This window comes from Thalassospira australica, assembly GCF_044790785.1.
Taxonomy (GTDB): Bacteria; Pseudomonadota; Alphaproteobacteria; order Rhodospirillales; family Thalassospiraceae; genus Thalassospira; species Thalassospira australica_A.
In genome coordinates this window covers 1,831,393-1,849,223 of the sequence record NZ_CP085258.1, presented here as the reverse complement: position 1 = coordinate 1,849,223, position 17,831 = coordinate 1,831,393, and the positions used below count along the sequence as shown (strand labels likewise).

Sequence of the window (17,831 nt, the reverse complement as noted above, 5' to 3'; positions counted from 1 at the left end):
AATTCTCCCTGTTATGCAACCGGGCCAACTTAACGCCATTATAATTTGACATCAAATGTTTTGATCTGTAACTATCAAAATACAGAATGTGACGAAATTGGGGGAGCAGGCGCGATCAGGCGCAACGATCACACCTGTCTCGACATGACATTTCAACGGATGGCATCGCGTGGTTTCCAAGACCCCGGGATCATCGTCGTCTGCTGTCCGTTAACAACAAATGACAAGGGCCAATGACCGATAAAATCGTTGTAAAGGACCTTTACAAAGTCTTTGGCGACCGTCCCGATCAGGCAATGCAGATGATCAATGACGGAATCGACAAAGCCGAAATTTTTGACAAGACCGGACAAACCGTCGGTGTTTGCGGCGCAAGCTTTACCGTACGCCAGGGCGAGATTTTCGTTGTCATGGGGCTTTCGGGCTCCGGCAAGTCAACGCTGGTTCGCCTGCTGAACCGCCTGATCGAACCGACTGCGGGACAAGTACTTTATGACGGCACAGATATCGCTGCCATGAATGACGAGGAACTCCGTGAACTGCGACGTCGCGATATGTCGATGGTATTTCAGTCCTTTGCCCTGATGCCGCATATGAGCGTCGTCGACAATGCGGCATTCGGCCTTGAACTGGCAGGCGTTGCCGAAGACGAACGCCAGTCGCGCGCACTTGATGCGCTTGATCAGGTAGGGCTGAAAGCGCAGGCCAATTCCTATCCGGATGAACTTTCAGGTGGCATGCAACAACGCGTCGGCCTTGCCCGCGCCCTTGCCAATGATCCATCCGTGATGCTGATGGACGAAGCATTTTCCGCGCTCGATCCTCTAATCCGGACCGAAATGCAGGATGAACTTCTGACCCTGCAACGCGAACACAAACGCACCATCATCTTTATCTCGCACGATCTGGATGAAGCAATGCGCATCGGTGACCGGATCGCGATCATGGAAGGCGGCATTGTCGTACAGGTCGGAACGCCTGAGGAAATCCTCAACAATCCGGCTAATGATTACGTCAAGTCCTTCTTCCGGGGGGTTGATGTATCCACAATTCTTACGGCCAAGGATATCGTTGTAAAACGCCAGGTTACCGTGATCGAACGTGAAGGTGTTGGCCTTAAAACGGCCCTTAACCGCCTGCGTAACGAAGATCGCGAATATGGCTATATCGTTGGTGACAAGCTTGATTTCCACGGAATTATTTCCGTCGATAGCGTCGATCAGGCAATCAAATCCGGCGCAGACAAACTTTCCGCAGCCTTCCTGCCTGATATCCAGGCTGTTTCCCATGACACCCAACTTTCAGATTTGATCGGCACCGTGGCGCATACGCCGTGCGGCGTGCCGGTGGTTAATGAAAACGGCAAATATCTTGGCGTAATAAACAGGGCCAATCTTTTGGCGACTCTCGACCGCGAAGGAGATGGCGCAAATGGCTGATGACAGCAATCCGTGGGGTACAGCTACCGATAGCGGTGCGACAGATGCAACGAATGGTCCTGCAACTTCCGGTGCCGCAGATACGACGGCCCAAGGTGGCGCATCCAATCCTTGGGGTGGCGATGCCGCTTCTGACACGGCGGGCGACTGGCTTTCAAATGCCGCCCCCGCCCCGGAGCATCATTTTGATATCCTCCACCCGTTTCAGGATGCCGTGATCCCGCTTGATATCTGGGTCAATCAGGGCCTTGAATGGATTGTCGATAATTTCCGCAGTGTATTTCAGGCGATCCGCTGGCCGATTGATGCGGTTCTGTCCGGTGTTGAAACCGGGTTACTGGCGACCCCGGCCATCATAGTCATTCTTGTGCTTTCACTGATCGCGTGGCAGGTGGCGGGGCGACGCCTTGCCATCGGCACGCTGATTTCGATGATTGTCGTTGGCCTGATCGGCGCATGGTCCGAGGCGATGGTGACCTTGTCGCTTGTGATAACATCGGTTCTGTTCTGCGTGGTTATCGGTCTTCCAACCGGCATCTGGCTTGCACGTAACGAACGGGCTTCAAACACAGCGCGCCCGATCCTTGATGCGATGCAGACAACACCGGCCTTCGTTTACCTCGTCCCGATTGTGATGCTGTTTGGTATTGGCAATGTGCCGGGCGTGGTGGTCACCATTATCTTTGCCCTGCCGCCCCTGATCCGTCTGACCATCCTTGGGATCCGACAGGTACCGGGCGATCTGGTTGAAGCGGCCCGTTCGTTTGGAGCCAGCCCGAAACAACTTCTGTTCCGCGTGCAGCTCCCGCTTGCCATGCCGACAATCATGGCCGGTGTGAACCAGACCCTGATGCTGGCGCTTTCGATGGTGGTGATCGCCTCGATGATCGCTGTTGGTGGCCTTGGCCAGATGGTTTTGCGCGGCATCGGCCGCCTTGATATGGGCCTAGCCACAGTTGGCGGTGTCGGGATTGTGCTTCTGGCCATCGTGCTTGACCGCATGACGCAGGCGCTTGGTCAGGATAGCCGCAGCAAGGGCACACGCCACTGGTATGAAAGCGGCCCTGCCGCACTTATCCGTTCCCTTATGGGCAAAAAATAACCGTCATCACGGTTTGAAAACAAGGGTAGCAAACTGCCCACAGCAACCAACAAGGAGAAGCTAATGACGATCCTGAAAAAACTTTCCACCGGTGCAGCCATTGCTGTCACCAGCTCGCTTCTGATCAGCAGTGCAGCTTTTGCTGACGATATGAAGCCGGGCGAAGGCGTTGAGGTTCAGCCTCTTAAAAGCTCAATCGCCGAAGAAACATTCCAGACCGTTCTGGTCATGAAGGCGCTTGAAGAGCTGGGTTATGACGTCAATGACATCCAGGAAATCGAATACGCTGCGGGCCATGTTGCCATCGGCAATGGCGATGCAACCTTCCTGGCCGATCACTGGAATCCGCTGCATGCCGATTTCTACAAGGCTGCTGGCGGTGACGAGAAAATCTATCGCGAAGGCGTTTATTCACCGGGCGCGTTGCAGGGTTACCTGATCGACAAGAAAACAGCTGATGAACACAACATCACCAATATCAGCCAGCTGTCCGATCCGGAAATTGCCAAGATTTTCGACAATAACGGTGACGGCAAAGCCGACCTTGCCGGTTGCAACCCGGGTTGGGGGTGTGAAGGTGTGATCGAACATCACCTTGATGCCTATGACCTGCGTGACACGATAGCCCACAATCAGGGTTCCTATTCGGCCATCATCGCCGATACCATCACCCGTTACAAAGCCGGTGAACCGATCCTGTATTACACTTGGACCCCGTATTGGGTTTCGGGCGTTCTGGTTCCAGGCAAAGACGTGACCTGGTTGCAGGTTCCGTTCTCTTCGCAGCCCGGTGAAAATCAGGATGCCGATACCTCGCTTCCGGATGGCACCGACTATGGCTTCCAGGTGAACAACCAGCAGATTATCGCCAACAAGGCATGGGCCGAAGAAAACCCGGCTGCGGCGAAACTGTTTGCCATCATGGAACTGTCGGCCAACGACATCTCGGCCCAGAACCTTCGTATGCGCGATGGTGAAAAGTCGGCCGAAGACATCAACCGTCATGCCGATGCCTGGATCAAAGCCAACCAGGCGAAATTCGATGGCTGGCTTGAAGAAGCACGCAAAGCTGCAATGTAATCGCGTTACGGCTTTGAAGCCTGAACGTCGTTGACGTGTAAAACAGCCCGCCCGAATGGTGCGGGCTGTTTTATTTTCAGTTCCTAACGCAAAAAACTGTCAGGAGATGTCAGCCGCCACAGCATTTAATCGTGCGTTGGCTGGATCATATTGCTAGGCTCCTACGTTCATTGGTTTTCTGAGCACAACCGGTCGGACGCGCGCGATGTTTCCAGAACAATTGAATGTGCCCTTGGGGAAATGGGTCAATCGCTTTGTCGACTGGCTGGTGGTGAATTATGGTGACGCGTTCGAGGCGTTTGCCGACAGCCTGCTGACAGTGCTTGTCTGGTTGGAACAGATTCTGCGCGGGACGCCCTGGTGGATAATTGTGATCGCGGTTGCGATCATCGGATTTCATGCCAGCCGCAACTGGAAAATTGCTGCAGGACTGGCAATTGCGATGGTTGCCATCGGATCGCTAGGGCTTTGGGATAAGGCGATGCAGACCCTAGCCCTGATGATCGTGGCGACGTCACTTTCGGTAGTCATAGGCGTTCCGGTCGGCATTGCGATGGCGATGTCAAACCGGCTGCGTGCCGTGATGCTGCCGATCCTGGACACCATGCAGACCATGCCAAGCTTTGTGTATCTGATCCCTGCCCTGATGCTGTTTGGGCTGGGCAAGGTTCCCGCTATCCTTGCAACTGTGATTTACGCGGCCCCGCCGGTAATCCGTCTGACCGATCTGGGCATCAGGCTGGTCGATGCCGAGGTTCTTGAAGCATCCCGGTCATTCGGGGCCAGCCGCAGGCAAATCCTCTGGAAAGTGCAACTTCCCCTTGCCCTGCCTAATATAATGGCCGGGATCAACCAGACGACAATGATGTCGATCTCGATGGTGGTGATTGCATCCATGATCGGTGCGCGTGGCCTTGGTGAACAGGTATTGATGGGCATCCAGCGCCTTGACGTTGGTGCGGGTATGGAAGCCGGTATTGCGATTGTGCTTCTGGCGGTTGTGTTTGACCGGATAGGTCAGGCTTATGGCAGAAGGTCCCAACGCAGTCACAAGGCGGAGGAAAAACCATGAGTTATATTGAAATCCGTAATATTTTCAAAATTTTCGGGCCGGATCCGCAAGCAGCACTTAAACTGGCACAAGACGGTGCCGACAAGGATGAAATCCTTGCCAAAACCGGCCATACGGTCGGCCTGCATGATGTATCACTCTCTATCGAACGGGGTGAAACATTTGTGGTTATGGGGCTTTCGGGATCAGGAAAATCAACCCTGATCCGACATCTGAACCGGCTGATTGATCCGACATCGGGCGAGGTCCTTTTTGACGGCACCGATATCCTTGCCATGAGCATCAACGAATTGAATGCATTCCGGCGCAAAAGGCTTGGCATGGTGTTTCAACGGTTTGGCCTTCTGCCCCATCGCAGTGTGATGGATAATGTCGGCTATGGCCTTGAAATTCAGGATGTGGATCGCCGCACGCGCGAGAATGCGGCACGCAACTGGATCGAACGGGTCGGCCTTGCCGGATACGAGGACAAGTTTCCCGATCAGTTATCAGGCGGTATGCAGCAGCGCGTCGGCCTTGCCCGCGCGCTGACCACGGATCCCGAAGTTCTTTTGATGGACGAGGCATTTTCAGCCCTTGATCCGCTTATCCGTAATGACATGCAGGATGAGTTGATAAAGCTTCAGGGGGAGCTCCACAAAACCATCGTGTTTATCACCCATGATCTGGACGAGGCACTTAAACTGGGTGACCGGATTGCGATCCTGAAAGACGGCAAGCTGATCCAGGTCGGCCGACCGGAAGAAATCATCATGCGACCGGCCGATGATTACGTCCGCGCCTTTACGCGTGATGTTAACAGATCGCGTGTGTTGCGTGCCCGGACATTGATGCAGCCGCTGGTCAAGGGCGTCGAAGTCAATGCAAACTGGCCCGAGATTGCGGGCGACATGCGACTTGAAGACATCCTGCCTGTCGCATTGGCGACGGAGGGATCTATGTCGGTGATCAACGTCGAAAAGAAACCCATCGGGGTACTGAGCAAGGAACAGGTGATTGCCGCCCTTGCCGCATAATTTTTATTAGTGGCTTATAATTGCTTGATAAAAAGTTTATATTCATACGAATAATAGAATCAGGCAAGATACCACTTTCATGGCATTCCTTTGACCGTCGACAACCATAACATTTTGCACGTCGTATGTGAAAGCGACCGCACGGCCCTGATGCCGGCTTCCCTGCTTGGCTTCGATATCCGGGTGTCGTCTATGGCGGACAAAATTCCGCACGATGCCCAAACCATTGTGCTCGACATCGATCTGGGCAAGCCCGAGAATATCACGAAGCTGACCGTGTTTCGTAAAACCGCCCCTGCCCGTTGCAAACAGATTTTCGCGATTACCAAAGGCAATCTGCAGGAAGAATTGCAGGCAACCACTCTTGGCGCGCGCAAAACGGTCCACAAGCCGCTTGGCGATGCCGGATTGGCAAAGATCATCGAAGACCTGCGTGAAGCCGAGGGTATTTCCACACCGACGGCAAGCAAAGCCGTCAATGCGGCGGCAAAGACACTTGAAAACACCTTTGTCCAATTCGGTGCCAACAGGCCGGTCGATCTGGGCGAAATTGCCGCAACCGGCAAGGAAATCGCCAAAACCATCAGCGATATCGGTGTCAGTGAATGGCTGTCGACTGTCAGGGCCTATCACCAGACCACGTTTCAGCATATCCTGATCGTGACAGGTCTTGCCTGTGCGTTTGCAACCGCGATGGGTATGCGACGTGCGGATATTGAAAAGCTGACCATTGCCGGATTGCTACACGATATCGGCAAGGTCGATATCCCGGCGGAAATCCTTGATAAACCGGGGAAACTGACACCCGAGGAATTTGATGTTATCCGCGGCCATCCTCCGGCGGGATACAGGTTTCTCGCCCGGCAAAGCGGCATTGCCGAAGACGTTCTCGATGCCATCCTGCACCATCACGAATTTTTGGATGGCACGGGTTATCCCGATGGTCTGGCGGGCGACCAGATTCGCGACCTGACCCGTATTCTGACGGTATGCGATATCATGGGCGCATTGCTTGAACGGCGATCCTACAAGGAACCGTTTACAGTGGCAGAATCCCTTGCCATTCTTTTGCGCATGGCACAGGAGGGCAAGCTTGAAAAGGTTCTGGTTCATGCCCTTGGCAAGGTGATGGAAAAGAATGTCAACGCGATCAACGAGACCCCGGATGAAAGTCTGATCGCACTGGCACCCCTTTATCTGTCACCGACCGCGTCCTTGTAATGCCCCATATCGGCAACAAGCGCACGATGTGTGGTCGTTACGCCCGCCATATCAGCTGAAAACAGTTCCATTAACGATGGTTGCGCTTTGTCCTTTTCCGACAAAACCGGTTGCTGGCCAAACAATTCCCAATCGATGCGAATGTCCGGATCATTCCAGGCAATGCCGCGATCATGTTCGTGACTGTAATAATCAGACACCTTGTAAATCACGGTGGTATCGGGCCGCATGGTACGGAAACCATGGGCGAACCCCGCCGGTATCCAAAGCTGATACCAGTTTTCTTCGGACAGCTCGATCTTGATATGCTGCCCGAATGTCTGTGAATGCGGGCGAAGATCAACAGCAATATCCATGATCGCTCCTGTGGTCACCCGCACCAGTTTTCCCTGCGCACGGGGTTCGGATTGATAATGCAATCCGCGAATGGTGTTGACCGGTTTGCTAATCGACTGGTTTTCCTGCACCAGTGTCACATCGCCGATAGCAGCGCGAAATTCATCCTCGCGGAAGGTTTCGGCAAATGTCCCGCGTGGATCACGATGACGGTTGGGAACGAACAACACCGGCCCGTCGATATCAAATCGGTCGAATTCCATGACCTTGTCCTTTTACTTCCTGATGGAAACAGGGAAACGCACCAACTGTCGCGGCACCCGCCACTTGCCGTTATGGGGTTTGGGGATCAGGCGCACGAAAACAAGGCTGGCCTCGTCATCGACAGTGCTGAAAAGCCGATCCTGACTGTCTTCATCAATCATGGTGGCATAGGCGGCAAACGGATCCCCCGGCCCGGCATCGGGGTCCAGATCTTCGTCGAGCAGAAACTGCGGACCCGACCAGTTTTTCATATCTGCTGACGTCGAATAAAAGATGCCGTGACGATCTGTACCGTCCTTGTTGCGCTGGCGATGCTGATAAATCGCAATAAACGTATTGCTGCCTTCATGGCGCACCAGCCCCCGGATCGAGGTAATGCCACTTGGTCCAACGCGGGCACAATCGGTCTGCTTGACCTGCCACCCGTCATCAGTCAGGTGGGCAGCATCAATGAAATCCTTGCCATCCCAGACCTGCCAGCTTGACGGGTCATTGGCCGGCGCGCGGACCAAACAATTGCGCGAATTTTTCCATTCCTTTTCCCGACGCCAGACAATGGCGTAAAGATAGTTCTGCCAATTGATGATGTTGGTCACGGTTACATAGCTTGGCGCACGTTTGCGATCATCGCGATACGGCTCGGGTGGCGGGAAAGGTGCATGGTGTGGCGGTTTGCCAAGATAGCTGAACGTCTTGCCGCCATCGGTTGATTTCAGGGTCACAAGTCCATTGATCCAGCAATCAATGCGCTTGGTTCTGTCCTTGCACGGCATTTCGTGCCGATACGGCATAAAGCTGGCACTGCCAAGCGCGTAAACATCCCTGCCGTCGCTGGTATAGATCGCGTGAATCCAGGTGCGGTCATCCAGAAGATCGGGTTGTGCTTTACCGGCCGCCATGAACCGGCTGTCGCAATCGGGTTTCAGGCTGTCAAAACCATAGCCGACAAAGGCGCGATTTTGGAAGTTGGGGGCAAACATTATCATGCGCCCCCGGTCGTCGCGAAAGGCGCGTGCGGGCGCATCGGGTAGATGATGCCCGTCACATCCGGCAACGTCGCTATCGAAAATGACCTTTTCCGGCCCGGTGACAGTAAGTTCCAGCGCCACAGAATTCAGCGATGAAAAAGCAAGGATGCCGCCGCCCGACAGCACGGTTGCAATCAATATCGTCGCGTAGCGGATATGCGATCTGTTTAACACTTATCCATCCATAGCCGTACAAAATGAAAAGAAACCCGGGCATGACCGGAACGAGGAAACCGGTCATGCCCGAGCAGCATGGTTACGCCGCCTCAGCCACGTAAGGGGTCGGGGTAGTGCCGAGGCGATGTGCCATGCCGTTTTCTTCAAGGAAGGTTTTCAGTTCGCCAAATCGCATCTGGTAGGTTTCCTCGAAATGACCGAAATCGGCTTGATCCCACGCTTCTTCGAAGGAAAACTTGTCGATATAACGCCCATCGACATGCGGAATGCCAAGCGTTTTGACAAATTCGCGGGTTCGCGTGTCATAGGTGATGTAAAGCGCTGGCACTTCGTTGGCGAGCGCTAGAAGATTACCATGGAGACGGAAGCCGGTTACGGCATCAAGATGCTGTTCTGCTTCTTCGAAATCCGCCACCGTTTCGAAAACCGCCAGTGACGATTTATACAGTTGCAGGATCGGGTCGTTTTCACCGTAAAGCCAGCGTTCCTTGATAAGCTGATTGACAGCCTTTGCCATCACTTCGTCTGCGTTGGCAATCTGGTTGCAGCGGGCATAGAAAATCGCCTTTTCTTCAAGCTCGCCGGCACACAGGAATTCGGTCTGATATCTTTCAGCAAGTGTGCGCATCAGGTATCTCTGCAACATCCCGAAACCATGTGTTTTTCGTCGCAGGGTAAAGCCGAGTTTTTTGATATCTGCCGCCTTGAGGCGCGGTAGACTGAGTTTTGGCTTGCAATGCCTGAATGCGGTCGGACACCCGAAAACCCGCACATTCCTGATACCAATCGAATTCAGAGCCTTTTTCGACAGATATCCGCGGACACCAAGCGTTGTTGATCGATGAGATACGATTTGAAGGAAACGTTTGGTCGACTCATTGACGTAATCTTCGGAATTGTCCGGTGTTTGCACGCCAATGCCAAACGCGATTACCGGGACTTTGGTCTGTTCAAGAACACGGTTGATCGGGTCCCACTGACCGTTGGTATGGATATAGTTTGACCCACGCAGAAAGAGGTAATCAAGCTGGTTGATTTTTTCGATCTGTGCCTTTGGCAAATCACCGCTGGCGGGGGCATAGATCGGGTGAAGTTCGGCATAATCAAGAATTCGCAGGGACGAATCATAGACAAAGCAGTCGCCGATATTTGTGAACAGCCTGGTCGCTTTTTCCGGGGATCGGAATGTATGTGTGACCACGCCTATATTCTCGACAACTCTGCCTGCCGGCATCAGAACGCCGATACGGGGCTTTGGGCCAGTAGAGGGGGTTTTCTGGCTCATTTCTGGTACTCCTGCTGTGGCGGTTCGGGCCTTTTTAGTCCTTCTGAACCGCTTGCTCGTAATGGACGTTTCCTCCCTTCCTGGCGCTTGGATCCTATGCGGCGTCAACCACCTCGCGGGTTTTCAGGCTTTCTTCCCAATCAAGGGCGTGACGCACAATGATTTCAAGGTCATCATGTTTCGGCACCCAGCCGAGTTTTTCGCGAACACGATCCGCACCCGCAATCAAGGCCGCCGGATCACCCGGCCGGCGTTCGGCCAGTTTGACCGGGAAATCGACACCCGATACTTTCTTCACCGCAGAAATCACTTCCTTGACCGAGAAACCGCGTCCGTAACCGCAATTCATCACGTCGCTTTCACCACCATTTTCCAGATATTCCAATGCAAGCACATGCGCATTGGCAAGATCGGAAACATGGATGTAATCGCGAATGCAGGTGCCATCAGGGGTTTCGTAATCTTCGCCATAGATTTCCAGATGCGACCGGACACCGGCAGCGACCTGGCTTGCAATTTTGATCAAGTGGGTTGCCTTGCGCGATGTCTGCCCTGCCCGACCCTTGGGATCGGCACCGGCAACATTGAAATAGCGTAATGCGACATAATTCATGTCATGGGCAACCGAGGCATCGGCCAGCATCTTTTCCGTCATCATTTTCGACGTGCCATAAGGCGAAATCGGCTTTGAAGGGAAATCTTCAAGGATCGGGGTTTTGGCCGGTTCACCGTAAACACCCGCCGTCGAGGAAAAGATGAAATGCCCGATACCGGCATCAACCGCGGCCTGCGCCAAGGCACGGGAATTCACGGTGTTGTTATAGTAATAATCAAGCGGATAAACGACCGATTCCGGCACGATAATCGATCCGGCGAAATGCATGATTGCCGTGACATCATGATCGGTGATGATTTTGCGGACCAGTTCATAATCGCCACAGTCACCTTCAACAAAGGCTGCCCCGGCCGGAACGGCCCAACGATGCCCCTGACTGAGGTTATCGAGGATGACGACCTTTCGCCCGGCATCCAGAAGTGCAAGCGCTGCGTGGCTACCGATATAACCTGCGCCACCCGTTACAAGTACAGTCATTGCCGTGTCTCCTTGTTATCGCTGTCCGTTTTGGACATGCTTGTGGTGGCACAGCCATTCCGCCCGATATCGGTGCGGGATGGCTGCACCGGGTTTGATCAGGCGACCTTGCGCTCGGGCTGAGCGTCGCGGGTCATCACATCGATCATTTTGTGATCGATATTGTTTTCCGTCAGGAACGTTGCCATCTCGCGATAGGTCTGGAACCAGGCGCGATTGAATTTGTCGAACAGATCCTGATTCCAGTAATCCTCAAGCACGAATTCCTTTTTCGAGAACACGTCATAGGACGGAATCTGATAGGTCTCCGCGAATTCGACCGTGCGGCTGTCATAGGTGAAATAGATCGACGGAACCCCGTTCGACAACGCCATCAGGTTGCCGTGCAGGCGATAGCCCAGAACGCAGTCTTTCTGACGCACAAGGTTTTCGTAATCAGCAACCACGTCGGAATAGAACATTTTGGAGCGATACAGACGTTCCATTTCATCGTCCATGTACCATTTTCCGACATTCGGGTTACCCCGTAGCTGGGCGATGGCCTGCTCTTTCTGCTCATCAGTTCCGAAGACCAGTTTCTTTTCTTCGGGTTCGCCTTGCGCCATCAGCGTGACATTGTCGAACCGGTGCGCCAGGTCCTTGACCAGATCACGGTGGAAGGTCAGGTAACGCTCGATGTTCTGCGCATAGGACGACGAAACTTCGCGGCGAAGCGTGATACCGACATTCTTGACGGTATCGAGTTCCGGCAAATTGATCCGCATGTTCGGGTTGTTCGACCGGAATGCCGTCGGACAACCGACGATACGCACATTGCGGATGCCGATATCCCAAAGAACCTGTGCGGTGTAGGCACCACGCACCCCGATGGACGTGGTTGAGTTCGCCATCATATGCAAAACAGTCTTGGTCTGCTCGGACAGGTTGATCTTGCCTTTGACCGGTGCCTGCGCGCCCAAACCGAACCCCAGAACCGGCAAACGAAGCCGTTTGAGAACCTCGATCGTGTCACGCCACTGCATGTCGGAATGGATGTAGTTCGACCCGCGCAGGAAGACATAGTCATATTCCTCGCGCAGCTTGTCGATCTGGGCCATATCCGGATTGGCGATTTCAACAACGCCAAGCTTTTCGAAATTCATCAGCTTCAGTGACGAGTCATATACAAACGCATCGCCAATGTTGTGATAGTGGTCGATATAGCGTTGAATCTGCTGATAATTGTACCAACGGACGCTGTCGTGGTCGTAGACTTCGCCCGATGGAATCATTACGAGAACGCGCGCCATAGTGTTTCTCCTTGGCTAGGTGACTTCTGATTATCGTTATGCCGTGCTGGCGACGGAGTGCTGCGACACAGGAGTCACAGACATCGGGCGGGTCTCTAGAACCTCCCGGTACTGCGCGAGATGTTGCTCGGCGCAATCGATATAGGTCGGCGGGCGCGGGATTCCCTCGCGCATCCGATCCCAGATTTTATTATCGGTAAGGGCATCAACAAGACGGTCGGCAAGGTCTTCGGCACTGCCGACACGGAAATGCAGACCATTGACGCCATCGGTGATTTTTTCAGCCATGCCACCGATATTCGAACAGATCATTGGACGTCCGTGGAAGAAGGCTTCCTGAATGACAATCGGGGAATTTTCCCACCAGATTGATGGAATAATTGTCCAGTCGGCCAGTTCCATCAGCTTGGGCATTTCGCTGTTCTGATAGGCACCATAGAACCGGACACGTTCACCGGCCTTTTCGATCAGGTCATGAACTTTTTCCTGATATTCAATGGGTTGCCGCTCAAGGTTACCACCAAAGATCATCATGCGGGCATCATCTCCCCAGATGTCATCAGGTACGCGACCGACCGCATCGAGCAGGATATCGGCGCCCTTGAACATAGTCAGTTGGCCAAAGAATGCGAAACGCGACCGGCGTGGCTGCGCCTTGGAAAGGGCTCGGGTATTTGCCGCTTCCTTGACGTCCAGACCGTTTTCGATCACGGACATCTTGTCACGATCCAAGCCCCAGTCGACGAACCGGTCGGCCAGAAAATCACTGGGCGACACATAATGATCGGCCAGATTAAGCATCGCCTTGATGAACCGTTCCCGACGCAGGAAGGATGCCGGCGAGATATTCTGGAAACAGCCATTGCATTCAATCGGGCTGGCCCGGTTGCATAGCTTCGTTCCACCACTTTTGACCATCTGCCCGTGGTTGTGACAAATCGTCAGGAATTCGTGGAAGGTAAAGAAGATCGCCGCATCCGGCATGGCTTCGCGGATCGCATAGATCGTCTCAAGCCCAAGACCAAGATAATGATGGAAATGCACCACATCGGGCTCGTAATCACGTACGAACCGCAGCAAATCGCGGTCTATTTCATCGGTATTCCCGTTCGATAGCAAAAAATGATCATAATTTTCAGCGTGATACAGGATTTCATTGTCTTTCTGGCGCAGGCTCATCAGTGCCGATGCACCATGGCGCGGCACCGGATGACCGACGCGGGCCAGATAGAAACTTTCCACCCCGTCCAGTTCGTTCAAACCCTTGTGCAGGTTGTAGGAGGCCACTTCGGCCCCGCCCAGCGACATGCTGGGATGTCCGTGCGAAATGATGAGGACACGCAGGTCAGTCGACGGCATGATTGTGGCTCCGCAAATTTGAGACGACCAATGACCAGCGGCGATCAAACGCCCAGCGGTCAAGACGATGCGAAAGTTCCTCCCAGGCCGGGGCGCTTGTTATTGATTGTTCGCTCCCCAATACTTCAATTTCCGGAATCCACCATGACGCCGTTCCGCCCATACGCAGTTTCAGCGCAAGGTCGAGCCCCTTTTCCGACGGGCCGATATAGCCACGGGTAAAACCGTTGATGTCTTCGAATGCCTTGCGCGGCATGATGCAGCATTCGGGGGTTCCGGCACTGACCTCGGTCGGTTCGGCATCGGCCAGAACCGCACGCGGATAGCCGACATAACGATCCGACAAATACTGTCCATCGACATCGCCCTCGATCCATGTCCCCGCCCAACGAACGGAATCATCTTCAAACAGGATCGTCGGACAGACGACGCATTTGCTGCCGCGTTTGCGATAGGCCGCCAGCAACGGTTCGAACCAGCCTGTGTCGTGCGGCAGGATGTGTGCTGACACCAACGCGATTGTTTCGGAATTCGTTGCAGCAACGCCAACCTCAAGTGCATCGCAGAAATCCTCGACGCCCTCGGCAAAAACGATGCGGACATTGAGTTTGTAAAATGCCGCCAGCCTCATCATGTCGCTGCCGACCTGATCAAAGCTTTCGGCCGGACCGGCAATCACAATCGGCAGATGGCGCGTGACCTCATCAAGGCCAAGCAATGCAATCGTGACACCGATATCGCTGATCGTGTCGTCAACACCAACGATCAGGGCAACTGGCGCGTCTTCATCGAAATTGCCGATATCATGGGTATCGATGGCAAACGGGCTTTGCGCCGTCATGTTCTGCAACATTGGCCCGAACTGGCGTTCGATGCTGTTCGATGCCGTGACCGAACGCGGATCAAGCGACGGCAGAACCCGCGACAAGGCCTGCCGTGCCGACGCACGGGTCGGGTTTAGCGGGCAATAGGCCGGGAATGCGTCGGATATGGCGAGTTCCAGATAAACCGGCTGATCGGATGACGGGGTATCTTCCAACGGACAGAACACCAGAAAACCATGGCTGTTGCGTGCCGGGTTGAGCCCGGAAAACATCGGATCATTCAGAAATGCATTGGTAACGTCCGGGCGCGACTGCCGGGTCCAGCGATCATCAATCCGAACCGCTTCACCGCCAACGCGCAACATGACGGTTTCAACCGCACGATCCGGGTCGAGCATCCAGCCCGACACCAGAATACCGCTGCCTTCAATCACCAGCGAAAAGTCAATCCCGATCCGCACTGGACGATTGAGTTCGGAAACCGTATCGCGACCGTCAAAGCGATGGGCGGCCATGCGGATTTGCGCAAGGATGTTGTCGGGCGCCTTCACCCGATCCAGGACAGAACGGATATGCGCAGGCACGTCTGGCAAGGCAACCAGCACGCGCTGTTGATAAACCTCGATCGAGAACCAGCCATCACGACCGCGGAAATAAACGCGTTGCAGCTTGTTCGGATTGATCTTGGTATCGCCAGTCATAAGACCGGTAACGCCCGAAGCATGGTCGCCAAGATCATCGCGCTGAAATTCGGCACTGGTCAATTCGGCAAGAACCGGCCCCTCGTCAATCGCGATAACGCGGGTACGCCCTGTGGGGAAATTGCTGGACCAGCCCTGAATATAAATGTCTCCCTCTTCCAGGCCCCCCAGAACCTCGATAAAGCCGTTGCTTCGTGCGGCAATCCGGACAAGGACCGCCACAGTGCGCAGACGCTTCTTGTTCGGGTTCCCGGCCAGCAGGGCCTCGATAACGCCGTCAATCACATTGGCGAATGCTGATCCGGATTGTTCAGCCACAGCAGACAAAATGGATTCAAGTCCCTGTGAACGACTTTCAATCCGGTATTCACCGGGTTGGCCCGGTGCCTTGAACAAGGCCGTTTTCAGGCGGCGTTGCGATACATTCTGCATCGGCAGAAGTGCGACAAAACCAAAAGCGGCCTCGGGTGGTCCATCGGCACGACGCCAGCTGATGATTGATGCCTGAACCTTGGCATCGGATTGACCGTTCAGGAATACATCGATTGTCGCCGGCATCGCAGCACCGACACCCGCCATAAGCGCAAGCCCGTCATCGACCAAAGCGGCCACAACGGTCCTACCGTCCAGCGGCATTCCAGACGGTTCAGTCATGCCCTGCCCTCCTTGTCATTTCTTGTGATTGTGAATTGAAAAACAGCTCGGCCTGACCGGAAGACAGCGCCATTCCAAATGACGGTGCTGAAAATTCCGGGCTGTTGGCCATATCATTGAGGTAACGACCGTAATCGCTTGCGGCACTGAAACCTGCACTGCGCGTTAACGCCTCGCGATCAATCCAGCCCAACCGCCATGCGGTTTCTTCAGGGCTGCCGATTTTAAGGCCCTGACGTTCCTCGACCGAATAAACGAACTGGGCAGCCTGCAACAGACTTGCCGGTGTGCCGGTATCAAGCCACGCACAACCACGGCCAAGCATTTCGACCGTCAGTTCCCGGTCTTCAAGATAGCTGCGGTTAAGGTCGGTAATCTCAAGCTCGCCGCGTGCGGATGGCTGAAGATCGGCAACACGATCAGGTGCCGTCGCATCAAAGAAATAAAGCCCCGTCACCGCCAGATTGGACGGCGGGTTGGACGGCTTTTCGATAATATCGAGCGGCTGACCGTCAGGATCGAATGCCATCACGCCATAACGTTCCGGGTCACGCACGGCATGAACAAACACCGTCGCCCCGTTGTGACGTTTTGCTGCACCGCGTAATCGTTCGCCAAGGCTGTCACCATGGAAAAGGTTATCGCCAAGAATCAAGGCACAGGGTTCGCCATTCAGGAATTCCCGCCCGATCAGAAGCGCCTCGGCAATGCCGTTGGGCGCGTCCTGTTCGGCATAGGTAAGGTTTATGCCAAACTGTTTGCCATCCCCCAGCAACCCGACAAAAGCCTCTGTCTGCCCCTTGGCAGTGATAATCAGGATATCGCGGATACCCGCCAGCATCAGGGTGCTGAGCGGATAGAAAACCATCGGCTTGTCCCATACAGGCAAAAGCTGTTTGCTGGTCGCATGGGTAATCGGCCACAGGCGCGAACCGGTGCCCCCGGCAAGAATGATGCCCTTCATGCGACCCTCCTGCGCCGGATACCGGCATGACAAATGGTATGGGAAATACCGTCCTGCCAATGCTGGCAGGGCAGACCAAGGGTTTCATCGATTTTCTGGCAATCAAGAACCGCATAGACCGGACGCGGTGCAATATCCTGCTGATCGGCTGTACTGCTTGCCCTGATCAGACCGATATCGGCCTCCAGTTCACGCGCAATCACATGGGCGATCTCGAACGGGCTTGCCGATCCCTTGCCAACCGCATGATAAATTCCGCCCGGCAGGTCATGTCCCCCAAGAACAGCATTGCAAATTCCCACAACCTGCCCGGCCAGTGCCGTTGCCGATGTCGGCGATCCGAACCGGTCGGCGATGGCCCTGATCCGTTCACCATTGGCAAGCTTGCGCGCAAAGGCATGAACAAAACTTGGCCGTTGATTGCCGTGCAGCCACGCGGTTCTCAGAACAATAGTTCCCGGTGATGCCATCAGGGCAGCACGTTCTCCGGCCAGCTTCGTCGCGCCGTACCAATTGACCGGATCTGGTTCATCATCTTCGTGATAAGCGCGGCCCGCCTGACCGGAAAAGACAAAATCGGTCGAAATCTGGATCAGGCGGATGTCAAGCTTGCTGGCGATTTCGGCCAGAACGGCCGGAACATCGGCATTGATCTGGCGTGCTTCACTACGTTTGGTTTCTGCGGCATCCACATCAGTAAAAGCCGCCGTATTGACAATCAGCCCCGGCGGAGTTGTCGCCAACAGGCGCGAAATCCCGTTCAGATTGCCCAGATCGATTTCTGAACGAACCGGGGCCCAGAACGGAATGCCAAGGTTGCGCAATTGCGCCTTGCATTCCTGACCCAGACGTCCGGATCCGCCCAGCAAAAGGACATATCGTCGTGCGGCAAGTTCGGACAAAACGGGATGGGTGATGAATGCCATA

The 17,831-nt window shown here is 54.4% G+C and carries 15 protein-coding genes; 6 read left to right on the top strand and 9 right to left on the bottom strand.

Annotated features, from left to right (window positions below):
• Positions 1-233 precede the first annotated feature (233 nt).
• The 6 genes from proV (at position 234) to LG297_RS08850 (ending at position 6,930) form a co-directional block, all read left to right on the top strand.
• Positions 234-1,439 carry a glycine betaine/L-proline ABC transporter ATP-binding protein ProV gene (proV, locus tag LG297_RS08875; RefSeq protein ID WP_404426554.1) on the top strand — a complete coding sequence of 402 codons (1,206 nt, stop codon included), beginning with the start codon at positions 234-236 and terminating at the stop codon, positions 1,437-1,439.
• Positions 1,432-2,541, top strand: a complete 1,110-nt coding sequence (gene proW, locus LG297_RS08870; protein ID WP_404426553.1) for a glycine betaine/L-proline ABC transporter permease ProW — start codon at positions 1,432-1,434, stop codon at positions 2,539-2,541. The genes proV and proW overlap by 8 nt, the downstream gene beginning before the upstream one ends.
• Positions 2,542-2,604: 63 nt before the next feature.
• Entirely contained in the window at positions 2,605-3,621 is a 1,017-nt protein-coding gene (gene proX, locus LG297_RS08865; protein WP_404426552.1) for a glycine betaine/L-proline ABC transporter substrate-binding protein ProX, read from the top strand.
• Between the two features lie 205 nt (positions 3,622-3,826).
• Positions 3,827-4,693, top strand: coding sequence for an ABC transporter permease (locus LG297_RS08860; protein ID WP_404426551.1), 867 nt, complete (start codon positions 3,827-3,829; stop codon positions 4,691-4,693).
• Positions 4,690-5,709, top strand: coding sequence for a glycine betaine/L-proline ABC transporter ATP-binding protein (locus LG297_RS08855; RefSeq protein ID WP_404426550.1), 1,020 nt, complete (start codon positions 4,690-4,692; stop codon positions 5,707-5,709). Before LG297_RS08860 ends, LG297_RS08855 begins: the two co-directional genes overlap by 4 nt.
• A gap of 192 nt (positions 5,710-5,901) precedes the next feature.
• On the top strand, positions 5,902-6,930 hold the full coding sequence (locus tag LG297_RS08850; RefSeq protein WP_404426549.1) for an HD-GYP domain-containing protein: 1,029 nt from the start codon (positions 5,902-5,904) through the stop codon (positions 6,928-6,930).
• Here LG297_RS08850 and rfbC read toward each other — a convergent pair.
• From rfbC to rfbD, 9 genes are all read right to left on the bottom strand, one after another.
• The gene (gene rfbC / locus LG297_RS08845; RefSeq protein WP_404426548.1) at positions 6,903-7,529 is read right to left on the bottom strand and encodes a dTDP-4-dehydrorhamnose 3,5-epimerase; all 627 of its coding nucleotides are present in this window, start codon (positions 7,527-7,529) and stop codon (positions 6,903-6,905) included. The two genes, LG297_RS08850 and rfbC, sit on opposite strands and share 28 nt — an antisense overlap.
• 12 nt (positions 7,530-7,541) lie before the next feature.
• On the bottom strand, positions 7,542-8,732 hold the full coding sequence (locus LG297_RS08840) for a hypothetical protein (RefSeq protein WP_404426547.1): 1,191 nt from the start codon (positions 8,730-8,732) through the stop codon (positions 7,542-7,544).
• An 82-nt stretch (positions 8,733-8,814) separates the two neighbouring features.
• A complete protein-coding gene (locus LG297_RS08835) occupies positions 8,815-10,020 on the bottom strand; it encodes a polysaccharide pyruvyl transferase family protein (protein ID WP_404426546.1) in 1,206 nt (401 codons plus the stop codon).
• Between the two features lie 94 nt (positions 10,021-10,114).
• Positions 10,115-11,113 (bottom strand): UDP-glucose 4-epimerase GalE, encoded by a 999-nt coding sequence (gene galE / locus LG297_RS08830; RefSeq protein WP_404426545.1) that lies wholly within the window; start codon positions 11,111-11,113, stop codon positions 10,115-10,117.
• A 98-nt stretch (positions 11,114-11,211) separates the two neighbouring features.
• A complete protein-coding gene (locus LG297_RS08825; RefSeq protein WP_404426544.1) occupies positions 11,212-12,402 on the bottom strand; it encodes a polysaccharide pyruvyl transferase family protein in 1,191 nt (396 codons plus the stop codon).
• A 36-nt stretch (positions 12,403-12,438) separates the two neighbouring features.
• On the bottom strand, positions 12,439-13,761 hold the full coding sequence (locus LG297_RS08820) for a glycosyltransferase family 4 protein (protein WP_404426543.1): 1,323 nt from the start codon (positions 13,759-13,761) through the stop codon (positions 12,439-12,441).
• Positions 13,748-15,940 (bottom strand): glycosyltransferase family 2 protein, encoded by a 2,193-nt coding sequence (locus LG297_RS08815; protein WP_404426542.1) that lies wholly within the window; start codon positions 15,938-15,940, stop codon positions 13,748-13,750. The genes LG297_RS08820 and LG297_RS08815 overlap by 14 nt, the downstream gene beginning before the upstream one ends.
• Positions 15,933-16,904, bottom strand: a complete 972-nt coding sequence (gene rfbA, locus LG297_RS08810) for a glucose-1-phosphate thymidylyltransferase RfbA (RefSeq protein WP_404426541.1) — start codon at positions 16,902-16,904, stop codon at positions 15,933-15,935. The genes LG297_RS08815 and rfbA overlap by 8 nt, the downstream gene beginning before the upstream one ends.
• On the bottom strand, positions 16,901-17,830 hold the full coding sequence (gene rfbD, locus LG297_RS08805; RefSeq protein WP_404426540.1) for a dTDP-4-dehydrorhamnose reductase: 930 nt from the start codon (positions 17,828-17,830) through the stop codon (positions 16,901-16,903). The genes rfbA and rfbD overlap by 4 nt, the downstream gene beginning before the upstream one ends.
• Position 17,831 lies beyond the last annotated feature (1 nt).